Source organism: Variovorax sp. DXTD-1, from assembly GCF_003984625.1.
Taxonomy (GTDB): domain Bacteria; phylum Pseudomonadota; class Gammaproteobacteria; order Burkholderiales; family Burkholderiaceae_C; genus Variovorax.
This window is the reverse complement of the sequence record NZ_RWKH01000004.1, coordinates 57,724-84,325: the sequence shown is the minus strand read 5'-3', so window position 1 is coordinate 84,325 and position 26,602 is coordinate 57,724. Positions and strand designations below refer to the sequence as shown.

General features: G+C 65.0%; 19 protein-coding genes. 13 read left to right on the top strand and 6 right to left on the bottom strand.

Going from position 1 to position 26,602, the window contains the following annotated elements; all coding sequences use genetic code 11:
- The first annotated feature begins 144 nt into the window (after positions 1 to 144).
- Positions 145 to 4,221, top strand: a complete 4,077-nt coding sequence (gene purL / locus EJI00_RS05090) for a phosphoribosylformylglycinamidine synthase (RefSeq protein WP_126746533.1) — start codon at positions 145 to 147, stop codon at positions 4,219 to 4,221.
- Positions 4,222 to 4,299: 78 nt separating this feature from the next.
- Here the strand turns inward: purL and EJI00_RS05085 are convergent, their stop codons facing one another.
- The 6 genes from EJI00_RS05085 to EJI00_RS05060 form a co-directional block, all read right to left on the bottom strand.
- Positions 4,300 to 5,085 carry a peptidylprolyl isomerase gene (locus EJI00_RS05085; protein WP_126746386.1) on the bottom strand — a complete coding sequence of 262 codons (786 nt, stop codon included), beginning with the start codon at positions 5,083 to 5,085 and terminating at the stop codon, positions 4,300 to 4,302.
- 156 nt (positions 5,086 to 5,241) lie between these two features.
- Complete coding sequence (locus tag EJI00_RS05080; protein WP_126746385.1) at positions 5,242 to 5,523, bottom strand: BolA family protein; 282 nt, start codon at positions 5,521 to 5,523, stop codon at positions 5,242 to 5,244.
- On the bottom strand, positions 5,520 to 6,059 hold the full coding sequence (locus tag EJI00_RS05075) for a septation protein A (protein ID WP_126746384.1): 540 nt from the start codon (positions 6,057 to 6,059) through the stop codon (positions 5,520 to 5,522). The genes EJI00_RS05080 and EJI00_RS05075 overlap by 4 nt, the downstream gene beginning before the upstream one ends.
- A 33-nt stretch (positions 6,060 to 6,092) precedes the next feature.
- The gene (gene msrB / locus EJI00_RS05070; RefSeq protein ID WP_126746383.1) at positions 6,093 to 6,503 is read right to left on the bottom strand and encodes a peptide-methionine (R)-S-oxide reductase MsrB; all 411 of its coding nucleotides are present in this window, start codon (positions 6,501 to 6,503) and stop codon (positions 6,093 to 6,095) included.
- Entirely contained in the window at positions 6,500 to 7,993 is a 1,494-nt protein-coding gene (locus tag EJI00_RS05065) for a protein adenylyltransferase SelO (RefSeq protein WP_126746382.1), read from the bottom strand. The genes msrB and EJI00_RS05065 overlap by 4 nt, the downstream gene beginning before the upstream one ends.
- A 75-nt stretch (positions 7,994 to 8,068) precedes the next feature.
- The gene (locus EJI00_RS05060) at positions 8,069 to 9,145 is read right to left on the bottom strand and encodes an AraC family transcriptional regulator (RefSeq protein ID WP_126746381.1); all 1,077 of its coding nucleotides are present in this window, start codon (positions 9,143 to 9,145) and stop codon (positions 8,069 to 8,071) included.
- 150 nt (positions 9,146 to 9,295) lie between these two features.
- Between EJI00_RS05060 and EJI00_RS05055 the strand changes: the two genes are divergently transcribed.
- From EJI00_RS05055 to EJI00_RS05000, 12 genes are all read left to right on the top strand, one after another.
- The gene (locus tag EJI00_RS05055) at positions 9,296 to 11,137 is read left to right on the top strand and encodes a carboxylesterase/lipase family protein (RefSeq protein WP_126746380.1); all 1,842 of its coding nucleotides are present in this window, start codon (positions 9,296 to 9,298) and stop codon (positions 11,135 to 11,137) included.
- A gap of 117 nt (positions 11,138 to 11,254) precedes the next feature.
- Positions 11,255 to 12,898, top strand: a complete 1,644-nt coding sequence (locus tag EJI00_RS05050) for a 3-(methylthio)propionyl-CoA ligase (RefSeq protein ID WP_126746379.1) — start codon at positions 11,255 to 11,257, stop codon at positions 12,896 to 12,898.
- Positions 12,899 to 13,049: 151 nt separating this feature from the next.
- Entirely contained in the window at positions 13,050 to 14,279 is a 1,230-nt protein-coding gene (locus tag EJI00_RS05045) for a branched-chain amino acid ABC transporter substrate-binding protein (protein ID WP_126746378.1), read from the top strand.
- A gap of 201 nt (positions 14,280 to 14,480) precedes the next feature.
- Complete coding sequence (locus tag EJI00_RS05040) at positions 14,481 to 15,722, top strand: branched-chain amino acid ABC transporter substrate-binding protein (protein WP_126746377.1); 1,242 nt, start codon at positions 14,481 to 14,483, stop codon at positions 15,720 to 15,722.
- 78 nt (positions 15,723 to 15,800) lie between these two features.
- Positions 15,801 to 16,754, top strand: a complete 954-nt coding sequence (locus tag EJI00_RS05035) for a branched-chain amino acid ABC transporter permease (RefSeq protein ID WP_126746376.1) — start codon at positions 15,801 to 15,803, stop codon at positions 16,752 to 16,754.
- 4 nt (positions 16,755 to 16,758) lie between these two features.
- Positions 16,759 to 18,117 carry a branched-chain amino acid ABC transporter permease gene (locus tag EJI00_RS05030; protein ID WP_260590460.1) on the top strand — a complete coding sequence of 453 codons (1,359 nt, stop codon included), beginning with the start codon at positions 16,759 to 16,761 and terminating at the stop codon, positions 18,115 to 18,117.
- Positions 18,117 to 18,899: an ABC transporter ATP-binding protein gene (locus tag EJI00_RS05025; protein WP_126746375.1), complete on the top strand. Its 783-nt coding sequence runs from the start codon at positions 18,117 to 18,119 to the stop codon at positions 18,897 to 18,899. The genes EJI00_RS05030 and EJI00_RS05025 overlap by 1 nt, the downstream gene beginning before the upstream one ends.
- A gap of 3 nt (positions 18,900 to 18,902) precedes the next feature.
- On the top strand, positions 18,903 to 19,598 hold the full coding sequence (locus EJI00_RS05020) for an ABC transporter ATP-binding protein (RefSeq protein ID WP_126746374.1): 696 nt from the start codon (positions 18,903 to 18,905) through the stop codon (positions 19,596 to 19,598).
- 153 nt (positions 19,599 to 19,751) lie between these two features.
- On the top strand, positions 19,752 to 21,857 hold the full coding sequence (locus EJI00_RS05015) for a 3-hydroxyacyl-CoA dehydrogenase NAD-binding domain-containing protein (RefSeq protein ID WP_126746373.1): 2,106 nt from the start codon (positions 19,752 to 19,754) through the stop codon (positions 21,855 to 21,857).
- Positions 21,858 to 21,883: 26 nt separating this feature from the next.
- Positions 21,884 to 23,359, top strand: a complete 1,476-nt coding sequence (locus tag EJI00_RS05010) for a M20 family peptidase (RefSeq protein ID WP_126746372.1) — start codon at positions 21,884 to 21,886, stop codon at positions 23,357 to 23,359.
- Between the two features lie 43 nt (positions 23,360 to 23,402).
- Positions 23,403 to 24,578, top strand: a complete 1,176-nt coding sequence (locus tag EJI00_RS05005; protein WP_126746371.1) for an acetyl-CoA C-acyltransferase — start codon at positions 23,403 to 23,405, stop codon at positions 24,576 to 24,578.
- Positions 24,579 to 24,748: 170 nt separating this feature from the next.
- A complete protein-coding gene (locus tag EJI00_RS05000; protein WP_126746370.1) occupies positions 24,749 to 26,602 on the top strand; it encodes an acyl-CoA dehydrogenase in 1,854 nt (617 codons plus the stop codon).

Here is a 26,602-nt window from a genome sequence, read left to right as displayed (position 1 = left end):
TCCCATTCAGCAAGCTAAAATTCCGGGTTAACGCGGATGACCCCAGTCAGCGGTCTTCCGCCTCGATTCTTTGATTCCCAACGCGGCCCCAAGGCCCCATCGACCGTGACGCAGCCCGCATCCCAAGCCCTTCCTGTCGTAACCATGTTCGAGGGCGGCAGCGCACTCAGCGACTTTCGCGCGCGGCAGCTGCTGCCGAAGCTGCAGGCCATCGAGCCGCGCATCGAGGGTATCTCGGCCCGCTTCGTGCACCTGGTAGTCACCGACGCCGCGCTGAACCCCGATGAGCATGAGCGCTTTGCCGCGCTGCTGACCTACGGCGAGCCCTTCGAGGCACCGGCCAAGGCCGCCACGTCGGTGGTCGTCACGCCGCGCCTGGGCACCGTGTCGCCCTGGGCTTCCAAGGCCACCGACATCGCCCACAACTGCGGCCTTGCGCTGCGCCGGGTCGAGCGCGTCACCCAGTACCACCTGAAGCTCAAGGCGCCGCTGATCGGCAAGGCGCCCGTGCTCGAGGGCGACACGCTCGCCGCCGTGGCAGGCCCGCTGCATGACCGCATGACCGAGTCGGTGCTTGCCACCGTCGATCAGGCCGCGAGCCTCTTCAACGAACTGCCGGCCCAGCCGATGGCGCTGGTCGACGTGCAGGGCGGCGGCCGTGCCGCGCTGGTGGCGGCCAACACGGGTTTTGGCCTGGCGCTGGCCGAGGACGAGATCGACTACCTGGTCGACGCCTTCACGCGCCTAGGCCGCAACCCCAGCGACGTCGAGCTGATGATGTTCGCGCAGGCCAACAGCGAGCACTGCCGCCACAAGATCTTCAATGCCCAGTTCACCATCGACGGCAAGGCGCAGCCCCAAAGCCTGTTCTCGATGATTCGCCATACCGAAAAGCAGAACCCGCAGCACACGGTGATTGCCTATGCGGACAACGCTTCGGTGATGGAGGGCACGACGGTCGAGCGCTTCATCCCCACTTCGGGCTCGCAGAGCTATCAAAAAGATAGCGCACTGAGCCATGTGCTGATGAAGGTCGAGACGCACAACCATCCGACCGCCATCTCGCCGTTCCCCGGCGCTTCCACCGGTGCCGGCGGCGAGATCCGCGACGAAGGCGCCACCGGCCGCGGCTCCAAGCCCAAGGCTGGCCTGACCGGCTTCACCGTGTCGAAGCTCTGGCCGGAAGAGGGCCACTACGGCAAGCCCGAGCACATTGCGAGTCCGCTGCAGATCATGACCGAGGGCCCGCTGGGCGGCGCCGCATTCAACAACGAATTCGGCCGGCCCAACCTGCTGGGCTACTTCCGCGAGTACGAACAGGCGGTGACGAGCGACATCGACACGGTGCAGCGCGGCTACCACAAGCCCATCATGATCGCGGGCGGCTTGGGCAGCATCGACGCCACGCAGACCAAGAAGATCCAGTTTCCGGCGGGCTCGCTGCTCATTCAGCTCGGCGGCCCCGGCATGCGCATCGGCATGGGCGGCAGCGCCGCGAGTTCGATGGCCACCGGCGCGAACGCGGCCGAACTCGACTTCGACTCGGTGCAGCGCGGCAACCCTGAAATCGAACGCCGCGCGCAGGAGGTCATCAACCACTGCTGGCAGCAGGGCGCGGCCAACCCGATCCTGGCGATCCACGACGTGGGCGCGGGCGGCCTGAGCAACGCTTTTCCCGAACTGACCAACGACGCCGGCCGCGGCGCACGCTTCGACCTGCGCGCCGTGCCGCTCGAAGAGTCGGGCATGGCGCCGAAGGAAATCTGGTGCAACGAAAGCCAGGAGCGCTACGTACTGGCCATCGCGCCGGAATCGCTCGAACAGTTCAAGGCCTTCTGCGAGCGCGAGCGCTGCCCGTTCTCGGTGGTGGGCGTCGCGACCGAAGAACGGCAGTTGCTGGTGGTCGATGGAGGCGCCGCGCGCAGCGACGGGCCGCCCCGAGCGAGCGCAGCCCCCTCGGGGGGCAGCGAGGACACGCCAGTGCCGAGCGTGGGGGCCACGCCTCAGCCTGTCGACATGCCGATGGACGTGCTGCTCGGCAAGCCGCCAAAGATGCACCGCGACGTGAAGACCGTTGCGCGCAGCTTCAAGCCGCTCGACCTGACCGGCGTCGATCTGCAGAAGGCTGCCATCGACGTGCTCTCGCACCCGACCGTGGCCTCCAAGCGTTTCCTGATCACCATCGGCGACCGCACCGTGGGCGGCCTGAGCCACCGCGACCAGATGGTCGGCCCGTGGCAGGTGCCCGTGGCCGATTGCGCCGTGACGCTGGCGGACTACAAGGGCTTTGCAGGCGAAGCCATGAGCATGGGCGAGCGCACGCCGCTGGCCGCGCTCGACGCGCCGGCCTCGGGCCGCATGGCTGTGGCTGAGGCCATTACCAACCTGCTGGCCGCGCCCATCGAGCTCTCGCGCGTGAAGCTCTCGGCCAACTGGATGGCCGCTTGCGGCGAGCCCGGCGAAGACGCCGCGCTGTACGAAACCGTCAAGGCCGTGGGCCTGGAGCTGTGCCCGGCGCTGGGTGTGTCCATTCCCGTCGGCAAGGATTCGCTGTCGATGCGCACGCAATGGAAAGGCGACGGCGAAGCCAAGAAGGTCACGTCGCCCGTCAGCCTGATCGTGACCGCCTTCGCAACGCTGGCCGACGTGCGCGGCACGCTCACGCCGCAGCTCGATGCGCAAGAGGCCGACACCACGCTCGTGCTCGTCGACCTGGGCCAGGGCAAGCACCGCATGGCCGGCAGCATCCTTGCGCAAACGCTCGGCCAGAGCGGCGACACGGTGCCCGATCTCGACGACCCGGCCCAGCTCGTGGCGCTCGTCAATGCAGTGAACGCGCTGCGTGCCGACGGCAAGATCCTGGCGATGCACGACCGCAGCGACGGCGGGCTGTTCGCCACCGCCTGCGAAATGGCCTTTGCCGGCCATGTGGGCGTGGCGCTCAACGTCGACATGCTGGTCACCGAAGGCGACGGCATTTCCGACAGTCGCATGGAGACCGGCGACGCCAAGAACTGGGCGCAGCAAGTCAGCGCGCGGCGTGAGGAGCTCACGCTCAAGGCGCTGTTCAATGAAGAACTCGGCATGCTGCTGCAGGTGCGCACGGCCGAGCGCAACGACGTGATGCAGGTGCTGCGCGCCCACGGCCTCAGCGCCCATAGCCACTTCGTCGGCAAGACGCGTCCGGCCAGCTCGACCATGGACGCCGGCAAGGGCAAGCTCGAAGTCTGGCGGGACGCCAAGTCGGTGTTCAGCGCCACGCTGCACGACCTGCACCAGGTGTGGGACTCCGTCAGCTGGAGGATCGCCCGCGAGCGCGACAACCCGGCCTGCGCCGATGCCGAACATGCCGCTGCGGGTGAGCCTTCGGACCCCGGCATGCACATCTTCCTCCCTCTCCCTCTGGAAGAGGGCAGGGGTCAGGGCAACGGCCTCAACGCCCCGGCCATCCTTCAAAACAGACCCAAGGTCGCCATCCTGCGCGAGCAAGGCGTCAACTCGCACGTCGAAATGGCCTACGCCTTCACCGAAGCGGGTTTCGAGGCCTACGACGTCCACATGACCGACCTGCAGGCGGGCAGGTCGGACCTCGCCAACTTCAAGGGCGTGGTCGCCTGCGGCGGCTTCAGCTACGGCGACACCCTGGGCGCCGGCATTGGCTGGGCGCGCAGCATCACCTTCAACCCGAAGCTCGCCGAACAGTTCAAGGCTTTCTTCGGCCGCGAAGACACCTTCGGCCTGGGCGTGTGCAACGGCTGCCAGATGTTTGCCGAGCTCGCCGACATCATCCCGGGCGCCGAAGCCTGGCCGCGCTTCACCACCAACCAGAGCGAACGCTTCGAAGCGCGCCTGTCGATGGTCGAGGTGCTCGAGTCTCCCAGCATCTTCTTCTCGGGCATGGCCGGCAGCCGCTTGCCGATTGCCGTGGCGCACGGCGAGGGCTATGCCAACTTCAAGCATCGCGGCGACGCGGCCAAGGCCGTTGCGGCGATGCGCTTCGTGGACAACCACGGCCAGCCCACCGAGCAGTACCCGTTCAATCCGAACGGCAGCGCGGGCGGTCTCACGTCGGTAACCACGCCGGACGGCCGCTTCACCGCCGTGATGCCGCACCCGGAACGCGTGTTCCGCAACATCCAGATGAGCTGGACGCCGGGCGACCGGAGCGAGCTCAGCCCCTGGATGCAGATCTGGCGCAACGCGCGCCGTTGGATCGGTTGAGGAAAAGCATCCCAAACAAAAAAGCGGCCTGAAGGCCGCTTTTTTTGGAAGGCAAGAGCAGCCAAGGCTGCTCGGCCCTTACTCGATCTTGGCCTTCGCGCGCAGCTCTTCCTGGTACTTCTGCAGGCGTTGCTGTTGCAACTGCTGCGTGATCTGCGGCTGCACTTCTTCCATCTTCGGCAGTTGTGCCTGGCGGATGTCGTCCACGCGAATGATGTGATAGCCGAACTGCGTCTTGACGGGCGTTGCGGTGGTTTCCCCCTTCTTGAGCTTGATCATCGCTTCGGAGAACTCGGGCACGAAGCTGGAGGGGTTGGCCCAGTCGAGGTCGCCGCCGTTGGCGCCCGAGCCCGGGTCCTTGCTCTGCTTCTTGGCGATGTCTTCGAACTTGGCGCCCTTCTTCAGGTCGGCCATGATCTTCTTGGCCTGGTCTTCGGTCTCGACCAGGATGTGGCGAGCCTTGAATTCCTTGCCGCCATTGGCCGCCACGAACTTGTCGTACTCGGCCTTGACGTCGGCTTCGGACACCGCGTTGGTCTTGCGGTAGTTTTCGAACAGCGCACGGATCAGGATCGCCTGGCGGGCGAGCTCAAGCTGGTTCTTGTAGTCGTCGGTGGCGTCGAGACCTTGCTTCTGCGCTTCCTGCATGAACACTTCGCGGGCAACGACTTCTTCGCGCAGCTGGCCCTGCATTTCCGGCGTGACCGGGCGGCCGGCTGCCGTCAGTTGCTGCGCCAGCACGTCCATGCGCGCCTTGGGCACGGGCTTGCCGTTGACGATGGCTGCGTTCTGCGCCATTGCCGCCAGGGGAATCGCACCGAGCAGCGCTGCGGCCGCAACGGCCGTCAAGAGTTGTTTTTTCATGGAATGAATATCAGGCTGGATGGGAAATGCGCGTGTAGAAAAAAGCGCGTGGAAAAAGCGGAAAAGACGAAAGAACGAAAAGGGAAATGAGGAGGGCGGAGCCGCCGCGGCGAAAGCTGCGTGGCACTTGATCGACCCGTTGATCGATCGAACGACTCAGAGCACCTCGATGGCGATGGCGTGCAGACCCTGCGCGATAAAAACTTGGAGGGCATCATACACAAGGCGATGGCGCGCCACGCGGGGCTTCCCTTCGAACAGTGGGGAGGCAATGCGAACCCGGAAATGGGTGCCGTAGCCCTCTGCGTGGGCGCCTGCATGGCCCGCGTGGGCGCTGCTCTCGTCGATCACCTCGAGCACGGTGGGCTGCAGCTTCTGGCGCAGCACCGCCTCCAGGGCATTTGCCGTCGGCAGCGGGTGGGTCGCGGCGGTGCTCATGCCGTGGGCTCGTCGCTCTTGAGGTGCGGCGAGATGTACAGGCCCTGCGCCACCAGGAAGACGATGGGGAACACATAGCCCCAGAGCTTGAAGTTGACCCAAGCCTCGGTGGTGAAGTAGGCCGCCACGTAGGCATTGATGAGTGCCATGAAAAGGCAGTAGCCAATCCACGCCACATTCAGGCGGCTCCAGATGCGGTCTGGCAGCTGCAGCTGAGAACCCAGCAGCATTTTCAGGAAGTTCTTCTTCAGCGCCCAGAGCGCCACCGCCAGCGCCACGGCCATAGCGCCGTAGAGCACTGTGGGCTTCCACTTGATGAACCGGTCGTCATGCAGCACCAGGGTGAGCGTGCCGAACAGCAGGATCAGCACCAGGGTGGCCTTCTGCATGGCCTGCAGCTTGCGCTCGGTGGCATAGATGATGCCCATCTGCACCACGGTGGCGCCCATCAGTACGGCCGTGGCGGTATAGATGTCGCCCAGCTTGTAGGCGCCGAAGAACAGCAGGATCGGAAAGAAGTCGAGGAGCAGTTTCATGCGCTGAGCGGGAGCCTGAGGTGGTTTGTTTGGTTATTTCTTCTGGAAATCGAGCGAAGCCGAGTTCATGCAGTAGCGCAAGCCGGTTTCGGTAGGGCCGTCGGGGAACACGTGGCCCAGGTGGGCGCCGCAGTTCGCGCAGACGTTTTCAGTGCGCACCATGCCGTGCGAACGGTCGACGATGTTCTTGATGGCGCCCGGCACAGCCTCTTCCGAGAAACTGGGCCAGCCGCAACCCGCGTCGAACTTGGTCGACGCCTCGAACAGCTTGGCGCCGCAGCAGATGCAGTGATAGGTGCCGTCTTCCCAGTGCGCCTCGTACTTGCCGGTGAAGGGGCGCTCGGTGGCCGCGTGGCGCGTCACTTCGAAGGCCGCGGGCTCGGCGCCTTTTTCAGCGAGCAGGGCTTTCCATTCGGCATCGGTTTTCTGGATGGGTGCGGTCATGATGAGCAGCTGATTTCGATCGTGGAGGCCCAGTCGGGCGGGAAGCCGGCGTAAGCGTCGGCACCGGGATGTTCTTCAAATGGGGTTTCGAGCAGGTTCAGCAAGGTTGCCACGCCCGAGAAGTCCTTCTGCGCAGCAGCTTCGATGGCTTGCTGGCCCAGGTGGTTCCGCAGCACGAATCTGGGGTTGGATTTGAACATCAAATCGGCAGCCTCCGAGCGTTGGCCCGGCGAGCGGGCCTGTGCATGCCGCTCTGAAAAAGATAGCAGCCACGCATCGAAGCCGGCGCGGTCCAGGAAGAGGTCGCGCACGGGTTCGGCATTGCCGTCCGCCATGTGCTGCGAAAGGCGCCGCCAGAAGATCGTGTAGTCGACCTTTTCGGCCGCCAGCAGCTTCAGCACGCCCTCGATGAGGGCACGGTCGCCCTCGGCCGAATCGGTGAGCCCGAGCTTGGCGCGCATGCGGCCTTCGAATTCGCGCGGAAACACCGCCTTGTAAGACTCCAGCGCGGCCACGGCAACTTCCTGGTCGACGATCAGCGGCAGCAGCGCCTGCGCCAGGCAAAACAGGTTCCAGTAGGCCACGTTGGGCTGCTGGTTGAAGGCGTAGCGCCCGCTGGTGTCGCTGTGGTTGCAGATGTGGCGCGGATCGAAGCCGTCCAGAAACTGGAACGGGCCGTAGTCGATGGTGAGCCCCAGGATGCTCATGTTGTCGGTGTTCATCACGCCATGGCAAAAGCCCACGGCCTGCCATTGCGCCAGCAACGCGGCGGTGCGCTCGCTCACGGCTTCCAGGAAAGCCGCGTAGGCGTTGCCGCCGAAGCGGTCGGTCGTGCGGCAGGCCGGGTAGTAGCGGTCGATGACGTAGTCGGCCAGCGCGCGCAGTTCAGCATCGCGCTGGTTGGCGGCAAAGTGCTCGAAATGGCCGAAGCGGATGAAGCTGGGCGCCACGCGGGTCACGACGGCCGCGGTTTCCGGTTCCTCGCGGTAAACGCGCGCGTCGGAGCCCGTGATGCACAAGGCCCGCGTGGTCGGAATGCCAAGGCCGTGCATGGCCTCGCTGCAAAGGAATTCGCGGATGCTGGAGCGCAGCACGGCGCGGCCATCGCCGCCGCGCGAGTAGGGCGTGCGGCCCGCGCCCTTGAGCTGCACCTCGAGGCCGCCCTCGGTTTCGCCAAGCATGATCGCGCGGCCGTCGCCAAGTTGCCCGGCCCACACGCCGAACTGGTGGCCGCTGTACACCGTGGCGAAGGGCTGGGTGCCGGCGACGGGCACGCTGCCGGTCAGGGCCGCCAGCGTGCTGTCCGATTGCCGCCAATCGGCAGACAAACCCAGCAAGCCAGCCACCGCGTCGCTGTGGCCTACCCAATAGGGATCGGGCAGCGGCGTCGGCCGCAGTTCGGTAAGAAAGGCGGGGCCCAGTACCCGGAACCCGGGTTTCCAGCGCACCCCCAGGTCGGCGGCGGCCGTGTCTTCAGCAAGCAAGCTCATGCCCGGATTGTCCGGCAGAGCATGAGACCCCTTGCGGCGCGGGCCATCGGAGAAGCCGCATCCTCCCAACCCTGTTCAGTGGGCAAGCGCCGGCGTGTCCCAGATGCGCGCCCGGTACTGGGCAGGCGGCAACCCGAACCAGCGTTTGCAGGCGCGAAAGAAGTTGCTGCTGTCGACAAAGCCGAGCATGTCCGCCACGTCGGTGAGCGTGTGGCGGTCTTCGGCCAGGTACTGCTGCGCCAGCTCGCGGCGGGTGCGGTCGAGCAGCGACTGGAAAGACACCGACTCTTCCTGCAGCCGCCGCTGCAGCGTGCGCTCAGCCAGCCCAAGGCCCGCGGCCACGTCCTGCCGGCGCGGCTCGCCATGCGGCAGGCGTCGCGCGATCTCGGCGCATACCAGGGTGCTGGTGGTGGTCTGGCCCAGCAGGTTCAATTGCTCATCGAGCAGGTGCTCCTGCATCTCGCCCAGGGTGGGGTGGTAGGTGGGCAGCGGCATGGACAAGTCGGCCGTTGACAGCAGCAGGCGGTTGGCGGGCGCGTTGTAGCGGATCGGGCAGCCGAAGGCTTCGCGGTGCAGGCGGTCGTCTGCAGGCGGCGGGTAGACGAACTCCAGTGCCAGCGGCTGCAGCTCGCGCCGGGTGAGCCACTGGCACTGCATGAAAACGGTGAGCAGTGCGTACTCGACGCGCTGGCGCGGAATCGGCAGGCTGCCGCCGGTGTGCTCCATCACCATCCATGAGCCACGTGCCTCGGGCTGCATCGAGAAGGCGGTTGCATCCGAAATCACGGCCATGTAGCGCGTGAGCCGGTTGAGCGCCTCGTTCAAATCGGCGCTGCACGACATGGCGTGGCCGACCGTGCCGAGCTTGCTGTGCGTGGCGGCCAGGTCGCGGTGCAGGCCCAGCGTCGGCTTGCCGGCACGCGCCACGGCCAGTTGCCACAGCACGGAGACTTCGTCGACCGGGATGCGCGCGTTCTGCCGGTGCAGCGAATCGGGGTCGAAGCCGGCCTCGCGCAGCAGCGAGACCACGTCCAGGCCCTCGGCCGCAAACATCGAGAGCACGCCTTCGAGCCACGCGGCCGAGCTGGTTCGGAGTTCCGGCTGCGCTGCGCAGCCCGGCCGGCGTTGCGGGCGGCGCTGGGCATGCGGCATGGAGGCTCCTGAAGTCATTGAATTGGCTCGCTTGCGATAGCGGGGAAAAGGCGGCCGGTTCCTAGAATTTTCTGGCGGATCCAGCCCGGCGAAGTATGGCGGGCGGACACCGATGGAGTCATTCCGATTAACCCGGTGTGGAGACAAACAATGAACACAGCAGAGACAACGGAAGTCCGCGGCGCAACCCTGCAGACGGCGGCAAGAACCGCGGCGCAAGCGGTCGCGTCAACGGTCGCGGTCGCAGCCTGCATCGCGCTTTCCGCCTGCGGCGGGGGCTCTGGCGGTGGTTTCTCGTTCACCCCGAGCGCTCCCGCAGCGCCCCCGCCGCCCCCGCCGCCACCGCCCGCCGACGGGCCCATGGTGCGCACGACCACCGCCGGCAAGATCGAGGGCGTGGACGACAGCGCCAGGACGGGCACCTGGTTCTGGAAGGGCATTCCGTTCGCCCAACCGCCGGTCGGCGCGCTGCGCTGGCGCGCCCCGGTCGAGCCCGAAGCCTGGAGCGGCATCCGCCCGGCCACGCAGTTCGGCAATTCGTGCCTGCAGATCGGCCGGCTCTTCAGCCCAGGCACCAACAACACCTTCGACGCGACCGTCGGCGCCAACCTGGGCAAGCCGGTCGGCAGCGAGGACTGCCTGTTCGTCAACATCTGGCGCCCCGCCACCGAGGAGAAGAACCTGCCCGTGCTGCTGTTCGTGCACGGCGGCAGCAATATCTCGGGCTACACGGCCGATCCGCTGTATGACGGCGCGGCGCTGGCGAAGGCTGCCAACGCGGTGGTCATCACCAGCAGCTACCGCCTGGGCATCCTCGGCTTCATCAACATGCCGCAGTTGCGCCCGGGCGGAGCGGCAGGCGACGATTCGGGCAACTTTGCGCTGCTCGACATCATGGCCGCGCTGCGCTTCATCCGCGGCAATGCCGCGAGCTTTGGCGGCGACGCGGGGAACGTCACGCTCTCGGGCGAGTCGGCCGGCGCCACCAACCTGCTGGCGGTCATGACCTCGCCCATGGCCAAGGGGCTGTTCCACAAGGCCTTCGAGATGAGCGGGGGCATTTCGCTCGCGAGCAACCTGCCGCCCGGCACGCTCCCCACGCTGGCTCCGGTGTCGGCTTCACTCGCGCAGGGCCAGGCGATCCTGGAGAGACTGCTCGTCGCCGACGGCACTGTGGCGGATGCCGCCGCGGCCAAGGCGTACATCGCCACCCGCACGCCGGCGCAAATTGCCGACTACATGCGGGCGCAGGAGGGCGGGGCGCTGCTCACCAAGGTGGTTGCCGCCGGCCTGGGCTCCGTCGCGCCCATTCCCGACGGCACGGTGCTGCCGGTAGACCCCATCGGCGCCATTGCGGCCGACCAGTACAACAAGGTGCCCATGCTCGCGGGCAACACGCGCGACGAGGGCAAGCTCTTCGCCTCGCTGCTGGGCACCATCGGCTTCCCGAAGCCGGGCTGGATCGTGACCGATGCGCAGCGCTTTTCGATGATGTTCAGTTTCGACCCCGACGCGCCGTCCGCGCTCACCGTGGCCGACATCATCGATGCGTCCTACCTTCCGGTAGACAAGCCGGGCACGGGCTACAACGCGGCGACCGACGTCATCACGCAAGGGCTTTTCGGTGCGAGCCGAGACAACCTGCTCAATACGATGAAGACGCGCCAGCCGAACATCTGGCACTACCGCCTCGACTGGGCGCAGGAGGCGCCGCCGTGGAACGACGTGTACGGCGCGGCGCACGCGTTCGACCTGCCGTTCGTCTTCGGCAACTTCAGCGGCTCGCTGCTCAGCAGCGTGATGGGCGGCAAGGCCAACCAGCCCGGCCGGCTCGCGCTTTCCAGCGCCGTGATGGCGAGCGTGGGCGCCTTCATGCGCAAGGGCGATCCGAACACGCCCGAACTCGGCGTCACCTGGGGGACATGGCCTTCGCAGCTGTTGCTCGACGCGACGCCCACGGCCGCCAGAATCACGCCGGTGAACGCACCTTGATGAGGCGCTTCGTTCCATCCAGCAGTGCGGGTTTGTGTCATTGTGGAAGCGGCCGAAGCTTGCGTGAATCTGTGCTTTGCAAGCTTTCATGAAGTCATTTCCTTTAGGAGTCCGTAGATGCTGGGTTTGATGCAAGACCAACCGCTTTTGATCTCGTCGCTGATCGAGTTCGTCGAGCGCCACAACGGCGATGGCGAGATCGTTTCGCGCCGGGTGGAGGGCGACATCCACCGCACCACGTGGAGCGGCATCGCATCGCGTGCCCGGCAAGTGGCCAATGCGCTGGACGGCGAGCAGCTGCTGTTCAGCGACCGCATCGCCACGCTGGCGTGGAACGGCTACCGCCACCTGGAGCTGTACTACGGCGTGAGCGGCAGCGGACGCGTGCTGCACACCATCAACCCGCGCCTGCACCCCGACCAGATCGCATGGATCGCCAACCACGCCGAAGATCAGATCCTGTGCTTCGACCTGAGCTTTCTGCCGCTGGTGCAAGCGGTGCATGCCAAGTGCACCACCATCCGGAAATGGATTGCACTTTGTGATGCCGACAAGCTGCCCGCCGACAGCGGCATTCCCAACCTCGTGAGCTACGAAGGCTGGATGGGCGCGCAGCCGACCGCGTACGACTGGCCCACCTTCGACGAGAACTCGGCCTCGAGCATGTGCTACACGAGCGGCACCACGGGCAACCCCAAGGCCGCGCTCTACAGCCACCGCTCGACCATGCTGCATGCCTATGCCGCGGCCTTGCCCGACGTGATGCGCCTTTCGGCGCGAGACTCGGTGCTCCCGGTGGTGCCGATGTTCCACGTCAATGCCTGGGGCATTCCGTATTCGGCCGCGCTGGTGGGCTGCAAGGTGGTGTTTCCCGGCCCGGCACTGGACGGCAAGTCGGTGTTCGAGCTGATCGAATCCGAAGGCGTCACCTTCGCGGCCGGCGTGCCCACCGTGTGGCAGATGATGCTCGGCCACATGCAGGCCAACAGCCTCAAGTTCAGCAAGCTCAACCGCACCGTCATCGGCGGCTCGGCCTGCCCGCCGGCCATGATCACGGCGTTCCAGGAGAAGTACAACGTCGAGGTGCTGCATGCCTGGGGCATGACCGAGATGAGCCCGCTGGGCACGCTGTGCACGCTCAAGAACAAGCACTTGTCGCTGCCGCCCGATGCGCAGCTGCAAATCCGCATGAAGCAGGGCCGCGCGATCTTCGGCGTCGACATGAAGATCGTCGACGGCAACGGCAAGGAGCTGCCCTGGGACGGCAAGGCCTTCGGCGACCTGCTGGTCAAGGGACCGTGGATCGTGAAGGAGTACTTCAAGGGCGAAGGCGGCGACCCGCTCATCCGCGACGAGCAGGGCCGCGGCTGGTTCCCCACGGGAGACGTCGCCACCATCGACGCCGAGGGCTACCTGCAGATCACCGACCGCAGCAAGGACGTGATCAAGTCCGGCGGCGAGTGGATCAGCTCCATCGAGATCGAGAACATCGCCGTTGCGCATCCGGCCGTGGCCATGGCGGCCTGCATCGGCGTGTACCACCCCAAGTGGGACGAGCGGCCGATCATCGCGGTGGTCAAGAAGCCCAACGCGGAGGTCGCGCGCGAAGAGCTGCTGAAGTTCTACGAAGGCAAGACCGCCAAGTGGCAGGTGCCGGACGACGTGGTGTTCGTCGACGCCATTCCGCTCGGCGCCACCGGAAAGATCCTCAAGACCCGTCTGCGCGAAATGCTGAAGGACTACAAGCTGCCGACCGCCTGACGCACCGCCCCGGACCCACCGCACTGTCGCGCACGCGATAGCAAGGCCGCTTCGGCGGCCTTCCTTCCGGGCAATCCCTGTGCGGCGAAGAAAAGGGCGCTTGTACGCTGGCATCCCGCCTCATACCTGCCATTCATCCAGGAGACTCTTCATGCAATTTGCCATCAAGTCCGTAGCTGCTTGCGCCATGCTGGTGAGCGCCGTGGCCGCATTCGCCCAAAAGGGCGAGACGGTCAAGATCGCCTGGCTGGACCCGCTCTCGGGGCTGATGGCCGCGGTTGGCACCAACCAGCTCAAGACCACGCAGTTTTTGGCTGAAGAGTTCAACAAGAAGAATGCCTCGGGCGTGAAGTTCGAGATCATTGCCATCGACAACAAACTGAGCCCGCAGGAGACCACCGCCGCGCTGCGCTCCGCGCAGGACCAGGGTGCGCGCTACATCACCCAGGGCAATGGCTCGGGGCCGGCGCTGGCAATCATCGACGCCATCGAGAAGAACAACGCGCGCAACCCGGGCAAGGAACTGCTTTACCTGAACTATGCGGCGGTCGACCCCGACCTCACCAACAGCAAGTGCAGTTATTGGCACTTTCGCCTGGACGCCGACACCTCCATGAAGATGGAGGCGCTGACCACCTGGATGAAGGACCAGACCGACATCAAGAAGGTCTACATCCTCGGCCAGAACTATGCACACGGCGTGCAGGTGTCCAAGTTCGCCAAGGAGAACCTCAAGACCAAGCGCCCCGACATCCAGATCGTGGGCGACGATCTGCACCCGCTCGCGCAGGTGCGCGACTTCTCACCGTACATCGCAAAGATCAAGGCGTCGGGCGCGGACACCGTCATTACCGGCAATTGGGGCTCCGACCTGTCGCTGCTCATCAAGGCCGCCAACGATTCCGGCCTGGACGTCAAGTTCCTCACCTACTACGCACCCGGCGCCGGCACGCCCACGGCCATGGGTGCCACCTCGGCCGGCAAGGTCTATACCGTGGCCTATGCCCACTACAACATGGGTGGCGAAATCCAGAAACTGCTCGTCGGCTACAAGAAGAAGATGAACGACGACCTGACGCAATCGTCGATCTATCACACGTTCGCGTTGCTCGATGCCGCCTTCGTGCAGACCAAGTCGACCGACCCGGTCAAGGTGGCGGCCGCGCTCGAGGGCATGAAGATCAAGAGCTTCAACGGCGAGGTCGAGATGCGCAAGGCCGACCACCAGCTGCAGCAGGGCCTCTACATCTCGCGCTGGGAGAAAGCCAGCGCCAAGTTCCCCTATGACGCCGAGAACACCGGCTACACCAATGTTCCGGTGAAGTACTACGAGTCGTATGTGGCCAGCACGCCGACGACCTGCCAGATGAAGCGCCCTTGAGCGTCTTTGTGAACGCATTTCCTACTCGTGGGTAGAAGACATCTACCCGCGGGTAGCAATTGGAGAAATGCGCTGTCGCCTGTGCGATAGAAACGGGCCTTTGCGGCCACCCCCTCCGGGCATTCCCTGAGGGGAGGGGCAGTGAACGCTTGTACGCTCGTGCAAGGCTTTTTGATTCGGTTTGACCAGGAGATATAGATCGTGAAGTTCGCTCTGAAAATCGCTACCGCAGCCATCCTTGCCGCAAGCGCCACCGGCGCCCTGGCCCAGAAGGGTGAAACCGTCAAAATCGCGTGGCTCGACCCGCTCTCGGGCCTGATGGCCGCGGTCGGCACCAACCAGCTCAAGACCTTCCAGTTCCTGGCCGAAGAATTCAACAAGAAGAACGCGGCCGGCGTGAAGTTCGAGATCATCGGCATCGACAACAAGCTCAGCCCGCAAGAAACCACCGCCGCGCTGCGCTCCGCCATGGACCAGGGCGCGCGCTACGTGGTGCAGGGCAACGGCTCGGGCCCCGCGCTCGCCATCATCGACGCGCTCGAAAAGCACAACGCCCGCAACCCGGGCAAGGAAGTGCTCTACATCAACTATGCGGCAGTCGACCCCGACCTCACCAACAGCAAGTGCAGCTACTGGCACTTCCGCCTCGATGCAGACACCTCCATGAAGATGGAAGCGCTGACCACCTTCATGAAGGACCAGCCGGACATCAAGAAGGTCTACCTCATCAACCAGAACTACTCGCACGGCCAGCAGGTCTCCAAGTTCGCGAAGGACAACCTCAAGGCCAAGCGCCCCGACGTCGAAGTGGTCGGCGACGACCTGCACCCGCTGGCCCAGGTGCGCGACTTCTCGCCCTACATCGCCAAGATCAAGGCTTCGGGTGCGGACACCGTCATTACCGGCAACTGGGGCTCCGACCTGGCGCTGCTCATCAAGTCGGCCAACGACTCGGGCCTGAACGTCAAGTTCTACACCTACTACGCCGTGACCAACGGCACGCCGACCGCCATGGGCGCGGCCTCCGACGGCAAGGTCTACCAGGTGGGCTACAGCCACTACAACGCGCCGGGCCCGGTGCAGCCGCTCATGAACGAGTTCAAGAAGCGCTTCAACGACGACATGTACACCACCGACATCTACACGGTGTACGCCATGCTGAGCGAAGCCTTCGTGCGCACCAAGTCGACCGAGCCAGTCAAGGTTGCGGCCGCAATGGAAGGCATGAAGTTCAAGAGCTTCAACGGCGACGTCGAGATGCGCAAGGCAGACCACCAGCTGCAGCAGGGCCTGTGGATCACGCGCTGGCAGAAGGCCGACGCCAAGAACCCGTACAGCCCCGAAAACACCGGCTACACGCTGGCACCGGTGAAGTACTACGAGGCCTATGTCTCGAGCACGCCCACGTCGTGCCAGATGAAGCGGCCCGGCGGCGCCTCGTGACCGCTTCGGTCGCCTGACCGGTCGAGGCCCGACTTCAACACTCGGGCCTCTTTCTTTTTTCACGCATCCGAAAGACCGATGAACGTCGAATTCTTCGTCATCTCGCTGCTCAACGGCGTCAGCTACGGCCTGCTGTTGTTCATGCTGAGCTCTGGCCTTACGCTGATCTTCAGCATGATGGGCGTGCTCAACTTTGCGCACGCCAGCTTCTACATGCTCGGCGCCTACATCGCCTACACGCTGTCGGGCATCATCGGCTTCTGGCCGGCGCTGTTCGTTGCGCCGCTGCTCGTGGGCCTCCTGGGCGCCGCGTTCGAGCGCTACAGCCTTCGCCGGGTCCACAAGTTCGGCCACGTGCCCGAGCTCCTGGTGACCTTCGGCCTCTCGTACCTCATCCTCGAAGTGGTGCAGCTCGCCTGGGGCCGCTCCACCGTGCCCTACGGCCTGCCGCCCCAACTGCAGGGGCCGCTCTTCTCGCTGTACGGCACCCAGTTTCCGAAGTCCCGCTCCTTCATCATGCTGGTGGCGGTGCTCATGCTCATCTCGGTGTGGCTGCTGCTCACGCGCACCCGCATCGGCCTGGTCATCCAGGCGGCGCTCAAGCACCCCGACATGGTCGAGGCGCTGGGCCACAACGTGCCGCGCGTGTTCATGCTGGTGTTCGGCGGCGGCGCCGCGCTCGCGGGCTTGGCGGGCGTGGTGGGCGGCAATACCTACGTGACCGAGCCGGCAATGGCGGCTTCGGTCGGCTCCATCATCTTCGTGGTGGTGGTGGTCGGCGGCATGGGGTCGCTGGCGGGGGCTTTCCTCGCGTCGCTTCTCATCGGCATCATCCAGACCTTCGCGGTGGCCATGGACCAGTCGCTGGCCACGGGCCTGCGCGCCATCGGCGTTGCCGTGACGGACCAGACCTTCGGCTACGAGCTGCTCAAGCTCACGATCTCGCAGGTTGCGCCGATCCTGCCGTACCTCTTCCTGGTGCTGATCCTCATCTTCAGGCCCAAGGGTCTTCTTGGAACCCGGGAGGACTGACGCCATGACCGCAGCAACCACATCCACTACCCAGAACGAGCAGGGCGTGCAAAGCCCGCAGGGTACGCAAAAAGTGCAGTACTACCGCTTCAAGCCCTGGAACATCGGCCGCTACCTGGTCTGGACGCTCTTCGCCATCGTGCTGATCGTCTCGCCGCTGCTGTTCAAGAGCAGCCTGGCACTCACGATGCTCTCGCAGATGGGCTATCTCATCATCATCTGCCTGAGCTACAACATCCTGCTGGGGCAGGGCGGCATGCTGAGCTTCGGCCACGCGGTCTATGTCGGCCTGGGCTCGTTCCTTGCCATCCACGCAATGAACATGGGCGCCAAGGGCGGCCTGCAGATTCCGCTGGTGCTCATTCCTCTGGTGGGCGGCCTGGCCGGCATGTTCTTCGCCGTGATCTTCGGCTTTGTGACCACCAAGAAGTCGGGCACCACCTTCGCGATGATCACCATGGGCATCGGCGAGCTCGTGGCCTCCATGGCGCTGATGTTCCCGAGCTTCTTCGGCGGCGAGGGCGGCATCACCACCGACCGCGTGTACGGCCCGACCTTCTTCGGCTTCAACTTCGGCCCGCAAATCCAGGTGTACTACCTGATTGCCGCGTACTGCTTCGTTTGCACCGGGCTGATGTATGCCTTTACCGGCACGCCGCTCGGCCGCATGCTGAACGCCGTGCGCGACAACCCGGAGCGCGTGGAGTTCATCGGCTACAACACGCAGCGCGTGCGCTACTTCGCATTCATCATCGCGGGGTTCTTCGCCGGCATCGGCGGCGGCCTGGCTTCGATCAACTTCGAGATCGTGAACGCGGCCGACAGCCTCAACGCCATCCGCTCGGGCGGCTACCTGCTGTTCACCTTCCTTGGCGGTGCGGTGTTCTTCTTCGGGCCGATCATTGGTGCGGTGCTGCTGGTGTTCGCGTCGATCCTTTTGTCCGAACTGTCGAAGGCCTGGCAGCTGTACTTCGGCCTGGTGTTCGTGTTCATGGTCATGTTCGCGCCCGGCGGCATCGCGAGCCTGGTGATGATGAACCTGCGCGTTGCCAAGTTCGGCAAGTTCGACCGCTTCTGGCTGCTGTACCTTGCGCTTGCCGTGGCGCTGGTGCCGGTGGTCATCGGCGCGGCTGCGCTCATCGAAATGATCTATCACATCCAGCTGAACGCAGCGATGGGGCCGACGCTGAACTTCTTCGGCGTGGCGCTCGACACCTCGGGCGTGGGCAGCTGGCTCGGTGCCCTGGCGATCCTGGCCGTGGGCTTGGGTGCGCTCGAGGTGGCGCGGCGCCGCTTCGTGCGCGTCTGGGGGCGTGCGCAGGAAGAAATCGAAGCAGAAATCAAGCGTCGGGAGGCGGCGTAATGAGCGCGCAACATGCACTGGAACTGAAGTCGCTGCGCAAGAATTTCGGCAAGACCGAGATCATTCGCGGCGTGGACCTGGCGGTGAACGCCGGCGAGCGCGTGGCCATCATCGGCCCGAACGGAGCGGGCAAGTCGACGCTCTTCAACCTCATCAGCGGCCGCCTTGCGCCCACCAGCGGCGAGGTGCTGCTGAACGGCGAGCGGATCGACGGCAAGAAGCCGTACGAGATCAACCGGCTGGGCCTTTCGCGCAGCTTCCAGATCACCAACATCTTTCCCAAGCTGAGCGTGTTCGAGAACCTGCGCTGCGGCGTGCTGTGGAGCCTGGGCTACAAGTACACCTTCCTGCGCTTTCTCTCCAACCTGGACGATGCCAATGCGCGCACCGAGGAACTCATCAAGCAGATCGGCCTGCAGCGCAAGCGCGACGTGCAGGCGGTGAACCTCACCTATGCCGAACAGCGCGCACTTGAAATCGGCGTAACCATTGCCGGCGGCGCCAACGTCATTCTGCTGGACGAGCCCACGGCGGGCATGAGCAAGACCGAGACCTCGCATTTCATCTCGCTCATCAAGCACGTCACCGTCGGCAAGACGCTGCTGACGGTCGAGCACGACATGGGCGTGGTCTTCGGCCTTGCCGACAAGATTGCGGTGGTGGTGTACGGCGAAGTCATCGCCTTCGACACGCCCGCTGCCGTTCGCGCCAATGCGCGCGTGCAAGAGGCTTACCTTGGCTCGGCCGTGGCCGATGCACAAAGCCAGGGCCAGGGACACTGACACATGCTGAAGCTTCACGACATTCACGCCTACTACGGCAAGAGCCATGTGCTGCATGGCGTTTCATTCGAGGTTGGCGCCGGCGAAATCGTTGCGCTGCTGGGCCGCAACGGCTCCGGCCGCTCGACCACCGCCAAGGCCATCATGGGCCTGGTGCATGCCGAAGGCACGCTGCGCTGGAAGGACCAGGACGTCCTTCGCAAGAAGGCCTACGAAGTTGCGCACCTGGGCATCGGCTACGTGCCCGAGAATCGCGACATCTTTCCCAAGCTCACGGTGCACCAGAACCTGCTGCTCGGCCAAAAGGGCTCGGGCAAAGGCAGCCGCTGGTCTTTCGACGACATGTACGGTATGTTCCCCCGGCTGAAGGAACGCCAGCATACCGAAGCCGGCGTGCTCTCGGGCGGCGAGCAGCAGATGCTCACGCTGTGCCGCACGCTCATGGGCGACCCCGACCTCATCATCATCGACGAGCCGACCGAAGGCCTTGCGCCGAAGATCGTCGAGCTGGTGGGGCAGTACCTGAAGACGCTCAAGGAGAAGGGCATTTCGGTGCTGCTGATCGAGCAGAAGCTGACCATTGCAATGCAGATCTCCGACCGTGCGCTGGTCATGGGCCACGGCAGCATCGTGTTCGATGGAACGCCCGACAGCCTGCGCGCGGACGCTACCACTCGCAAAGAGTGGCTCGAGGTCTGAAGAAGCCCTCCGAGGATCCGGGCCGCGCCCCGGATCCCCCTTGTCCCAACAGCGACTGCGTGCCATTGTTAGGCCACGCGAAACGCCTAGAATCCCTCGAAAAAGAACACTCGTGCTTTTTCTTCTTTTTCTTCACACACCAAGGAACGCAGCATGACGGCTGAATACAAAGTGCTCGGCGATGTCGCCGTGATCACACTGACCAACCCGCCGGTCAACGGTCTCGGTTTTTCGACCCGCATCGGCATCACCGATGGGTTGTCGAAGGCCAATGCCGACGACGCCGTCAAGGCCATCGTCATCACCGGCGCCGGCAAGGCGTTCTCGGGCGGTGCGGACATCAAGGAGTTCGGCACGCCCAAGGCGCTGCAGGAGCCCAATCTGCTGAGCGTGATCCTGTCGCTCGAGGCTTCGCCCAAGCCCATCGTCGCGGCCATTCACTCGGTGTGCATGGGCGGCGGCCTCGAGCTGGCGCTGGGTTGCCATTACCGCGTGGCAGTTCCCGGTACCAACATTGCGTTGCCCGAAGTCAAGCTCGGCTTGCTTCCCGGCGCCGGCGGCACGCAACGCCTGCCGCGCGTGCTGGGCGTGGAAACCGCGCTCAACATGATCGTGAGCGGCGAATCGGTAAAAAGCGAACTGCTCGCCAGCCTGCCGGGCCAGAAGTTGTTCGACAAGCTCGCGGCTTCGCCCGAATCGGTGTTCGAAGAAGCCGTGGCGTTCGCCAAGAGCGTCGCGGGCAAGACCGGTGAAGCACTGCCGCTGGTACGCAATCTGCCTTGCAAGCATCCGCAGGGCGACGCCTACTTCCAGTTCGCCAAGAACATGGTCGGCGGCATGTCGAAGAACTACCCGGCGCCGCTGAAATGCGTCGATGCCGTGCAGGCCGCAACCAAGATGAAGTTCGACGAGGGCATGGCCGAAGAGCGCCGTCTTTTCACCGCACTCATGTTCACGCCCGAATCGCTGGCCCTGCGCCACCTGTTCATGGCCGAGCGCGCGGCATCCAAGATTCCCGACGTGGCCGACGACACGCCCAAGCGCGAAGTCAAGTCGGTCGGCGTGATCGGCGCCGGCACCATGGGCGGCGGCATTTCGATGAACTTCCTGAACGCGGGCATCCCCGTGAAGATTCTCGAGATGAAGCAAGAGGCGCTTGACCGCGGCGTTGCCACCATCAAGAAGAACTACGAAGCCCAGGTCAAGAAGGGCAAGCTCAAGCAGGACAAGTACGAGCAGCGCATGGCGCTTTTGAGCACCACGCTGAGCTACGACGACCTGAAGGACGCCGACCTGATCATCGAAGCCGTGTTCGAGGAACTCGGCGTGAAGGAGAAGGTGTTCAAGGAGCTCGACCGCGTGGCCAAGAAGGGCGCCATCCTGGCTTCCAACACATCGACGCTCGACGTCGACAAGATCGCATCGTTCACCGAGCGTCCGCAGGACGTGGTCGGCATGCACTTCTTCAGCCCCGCCAACGTGATGAAGCTGCTCGAAGTGGTGCGCGGCAAGCAAACGGCCAAGGATGTTCTCGCCACCGTCATGGACATTGGCAAGAAGATCAAGAAGACGGCGGTGGTCTCGGGCGTGTGCGACGGCTTCATCGGCAACCGCATGATCGAGCAGTACTCGCGCCAGGCCGGCTTCCTGCTGGACGAAGGCGCCACGCCGCAGCAGGTCGACAAGGCCGTCGAGAAGTTCGGTTTTGCCATGGGCCCGTTTCGCATGGGCGACCTGGCCGGCAACGACATCGGCTGGGCCATTCGCAAGCGCCGCGCCGTGGAGCATCCGAACATGAAGTACAGCCGCACCGCCGACAAGCTGTGCGAGCTGGGCCGCTTCGGCCAGAAGACCGGGGCGGGGTGGTACGACTACCAGGCCGGCAAGCGCGATGCAATTCCGTCGGATCTCGTCAACAGGATGATCGAGGACCATCGCAAGGAACTGGGCATCACGCCGCGCAAGATCTCCGACGAAGAAATCGTGCAACGCCTGGTGTATGCCCTCGTGAACGAAGGCGCGCACATCCTGGAAGACGGCATCGCTTCCAAGTCGGGCGACATCGACATGGTGTACCTCACCGGCTATGGCTTCCCGATCTGGCGCGGCGGCCCGATGCACTACGCATCGCAGGTCGGCCTCTACAACGTGGCCGAAACCATGAAGCGCTTTGCCAGGAACCCGCGCGACGACGCCGAGTTCTGGCAGCCCGCGCCGCTGATCCAGAAACTGGTCGCCGAAGGCAAGCAGTTCAGTTGACAGCAGGCCCGGAACCCTGACCGCCTATGTTGAAACGCATCTTTCTCGGGCTGCTGCTGGTGCTTGTGGCACTGGTGGCGGCCGTGGCGGTCAAGACCTGGACCACGCCATCGCAGCAGCTGGCGGTGGCGCCCGCACCCAAACTCGAGATGGACCTGCAGGCCGCAGCCAAGCGGCTGGCCGGCGCGATTCCGATCCGCACGGTGTCCAGCCTCGACGATCCGGCCGCCAACCTGGCCGAGTTCGACAAGCTGCACGCCTACCTCGAACAGCAGTTCCCCAAGGTCCACGCCACCCTCAAGAAGGAAGTGGTGGGGCAGCGGGCGCTGCTCTACACATGGACTGGCACCGACGCCTCGGCCAAGCCCATCGCGCTGATGGCGCACCAGGACATGGTGCCCATTGCGCCCGGCACCGAGAAGGCCTGGACGGTCGACCCCTTCGCCGGCGAGATCAAGGACGGCTTCGTCTGGGGCCGCGGCACGCTCGACAACAAGAGCAACCTGTTCGCGCAGATGGAAGCCATCGAGCTGCTGATCGGCAGCGGCTACAAGCCCAAGCAGACCGTGTATCTCGTGATGGGCGATGACGAAGAGGTGAGCGGCCTGCGCGGTGCGCGGCCGATTGCCGAGCTGCTGAAGTCGCGCAACGTGCGCCTCGATTGGGTGCTCGATGAAGGCCTGCTGATTCTCGACGGCGTGCTGCCCGGCCTTTCGAAACCGGCTGCGCTCATCGGCCTGGCCGAGAAGGGCTATGGCACCTTCTTTCTTTCGCTCGACACCGCCCCCGGCCACTCGTCGATGCCACCGCAGCGCAGTGCCATCGGCAGCATGAGCGCCGCGCTTGCACGGCTTGAAGCCAACCCGATGCCCGGCGGCATCAAAGGCGTGGCAGCCCAGATGTTCGGTGCCCTCGCGCCGGAGATGAGCAGCATGAACCGCGTGATGCTCTGCAACCTGTGGCTCACCGAACCACTGGTGCGCAGCCAACTCCAGAAGAGCCCGAGCAGCAACGCCATGCTTCGCACGACCACCGCATTGACCATCGTGCGCGCCGGCAACAAGGACAACGTGCTGCCCGGCCGTGCCGAGGCTGCCGTCAACTTCCGCATCCTGCCGGGCGACAGCATCGACAGCGTAGAGGCGCATCTGCGCAAGGCACTCGGCAACGACGAGATCCAGATCAAGCGCTACCCCGGCAACTCCGAGCCGTCTCCGGTCTCGCCGACCGACAGCACGGGCTACCGCGCCATCCAGCAGGCGGTGCGCCAGTCGTTCCCCGATGTGGTAGTGGCCCCCGGCCTCATGACCGCCGCCACCGATTCGCGCCACTTCAGCCTGGTGAGCGACGCCGTCTACCGCTTTTCGCCGTTCCGCATGAAGAGCGAAGACCTCGCGCGCTTCCACGGCAACAACGAACGCCTCGCCATCTCCAACTACGGCGAGATGATCGGCTTCTATCACCAGCTCCTGCGCAACACCAACGCTGCGCCGGCGCAATGACGACAACAACTCTTTTTCCCTTCCATCTTCAAAGGACCTCACCATGACCAGCGCCGTCATTGTTTCCACTGCCCGCACGCCGCTCGCGAAGAGCTGGAAGGGTGCCTTCAACATGACGCACGGCGCCACGCTCGGCGGCCATGCGGTGCAGCACGCCATCTCGCGCGCCGGCATCGAAGCCGCCGAAGTCGATGACGTGATCATGGGCTGCGCAACGCCCGAAGGCGCCACCGGCTCCAACATCGCACGCCAGATCGCGCTGCGCGCCGGTTGTCCGGTCACCACCTCGGGCATGACGATCAACCGCTTCTGCTCCTCGGGCCTGCAGACCATTGCCACCGCCGCGCAGCGCATCATCGCGGGCGAAGGCGAGGTGTACGTGGCCGGCGGCGTCGAGAGCATTTCGTGCGTGCAGAACGAAGCCAACAAGCACATGCTGGCCGACCCCTGGCTCGTGAAGCACAAGCCCGAGATCTACTGGAACATGCTGCAAACGGCCGAGCAGGTCGCCAAGCGCTACAACATCGGCCGCGACGCCATGGACGAGTACGGCGCCGCCAGCCAGCAGAAGGCCACCGCTGCGCTCGAAGCCGGCCGCTTCAAGGACGAGATCGCCCCCATTACCGTGCTGGCCGGCGTGGCCGACCCCGTGATGGGCCTTGCTACCCGCGAAGTCACCGTCGAGAACGACGAAGGCATTCGCGCCGGCACCACCAAGGAAGGCATCAGCGGCATTCGCCCGGCACTGCCCGGCGGCCTCATCTCGGCCGGCAATGCCAGCCAGTTCTCCGACGGCGGAGGCGCCTGCGTGGTGGTCGACGAGAAGTACGCCCAGCAAAAGGGCCTGAAGCCGATCGGCCGCTTCCTCGGCTTTGCCGTGGCCGGCTGCGAGCCCGACGAAATGGGCATCGGCCCGGTCTTCGCGATTCCGAAGGTGCTCAAGCGCCTGGGCCTCACGGTCAACGACATCGACCTGTGGGAACTGAACGAAGCCTTCGCCGTGCAGGTGATCTACTGCCGCGACAAGCTCGGCATTCCGGGCGACCGCCTGAACGTGGACGGCGGCGCCATCGCCGTGGGCCACCCGTACGGCGTGAGCGGACAGCGCCTGACGGGCCACGCGCTCATCGAAGGCAAGCGCCGCGGCGCGAAGAAAGTGCTGGTCACGATGTGCATTGGCGGCGGCATGGGTGCAGCGGGCGTCTTCGAAATCATTTGACTCTCCCCCAGTCTGCGGCGCACTGCGTGTCGCCTCCGCCAACCCCCTTCCGGGGGCAACACCGGCGGCCCGGCAAAGCCGGTTCCGCGGTGTTTCACGAACGGGCCTGGCTCCGCCGGCCGACGAGCGCTACCGGTCAAAGCCGGTAGCCTCAACATCGAGATCCGATCATGAGCCTGCGTCCCACCCTCGACTTCCTGCTCTACGACTGGCTCGACGCGGAATCGCTGAGCCAGCGCGAGCGTTTTGCCGACCATTCGCGCGAAACCTTCGACGCGGTGCTCGACACCTGCGAACGCATCGCACGTGAAAAGTACGCGCCGGCCAATCGCATCGTCGATACGCAGGAGCCGCACTTCGACGGCGAGAAGGTCGTCTTGCCGCAAGCCACGCACGATGCGCACAAGGCCTTCGTCGAGTCGGGAATGATGAGCGCGGCGCAGGACTACGACATCGGCGGCATGCAGCTGCCTTACACGCTGCAGGCCGCGGCCAACAGCTTCTTCGCCATGGCGTCGGTGAGCATCGGCTCGAACATGCTGACGAGCGGCAATGCCAACCTGCTGATGGTGCACGGCACCGAGATGCAGAAAGAGGTGTTTGCGAAGAACGAATTTTCGGGCCGCTGGGCGGGCACCATGTGCCTCTCCGAGCCGCAGGCCGGCTCGTCGCTGAGCGACGTGGCCACGCGTGCGGTGCCCGATGGTGACGACTATCAGAATGATCCGCTCGGGCCGCGCTATCGGCTCACGGGCAACAAGATGTGGATCTCGGCCGGCGACCACGAACTGACCGAGAACATCGTGCACATCGTGCTCGCCAAGATCCCGGATGCCAACGGCAAGCTGGTGCCGGGCACGCGCGGCATCTCGCTGTTCATCGTGCCCAAGCGCATGGTGAACACGAACGGCGAGCTGACCGGCGAGCGCAACGACGTGGCGCTCGCGGGCCTCAACCACAAGCTCGGCTGGCGCGGCACCACCAACACGCTGCTGAACTTCGGCGAGGGCAAGTACCCGGTCGGCGGCAAGGCGGGTGCGGTGGGTTACCTGGTCGGCGAGCCCGGTAAGGGCCTGCACTGCATGTTCCACATGATGAACGAGGCGCGCATCGGCGTCGGCACGGCCGCCACCATGCTGGGCATGGCCGGCTACTACGCGTCGCTCGAGTATGCGAAGACCCGGCCGCAAGGCCGGCTCGTCAAGAAGGCGGAACAGCCCGGCACCGCAGTCGCAAAAGACTCGGCCAGCCCGCAGGTTCGCATCATCGAGCACGCCGACGTGCGCCGCATGCTGCTCGCGCAGAAGGCGTACTGCGAAGGCGCCCTGGCGCTGGAACTGTATTGCGCCCGCCTGGTCGACGAGCAGAAAACAGGCAACGCGCAGGCCGCGGACGACGCGCGCCTGTTGCTCGAGGTGCTCACGCCCATTGCCAAGAGCTGGCCCAGCGAATGGTGCCTTGACGCCAACTCGCTGGCCATCCAGGTGCACGGCGGCTACGGCTACACGCGCGACTTTCCGGTGGAGCAATACTGGCGCGACAACCGCCTGAACATGATCCACGAGGGCACCCACGGCATCCAGGCGGCCGACCTGCTGGGCCGCAAGGTGCTGATGGAAAAAGGGCGGGGCCTGCAGCTGCTGGCTGGCCGCATCACCGACACCATTGGCCGCGCGGCCGAGGTGCCGGCGCTCGCGGCGCATGCCAAGACCCTGAAGGTGGCCTTGCAGCGCATCGGCAGCGCGACCGAGGCTGCCTGGTCCACCGGCGACCCGGCCGATGCGCTCGCCAACGCAGTGCCGTACATGCAGGCGTTCGGCCACACCGTGCTGGCCTGGATCTGGCTGGACGTGGCGCAGCGGGCGCTCGAGATCGACGCGCAAAAGGCGAGGGCGGTAACAGCTGGCAAGATTGGAGCCACGGACTATTTCTTCCACTACGAGCTGCCGAAAATCGGCGCCTGGCTCAACGTGGTCGAAAGCCGGGATCCCACCTGTACAGCATTGCCAGAGGAAGCTTTTTGA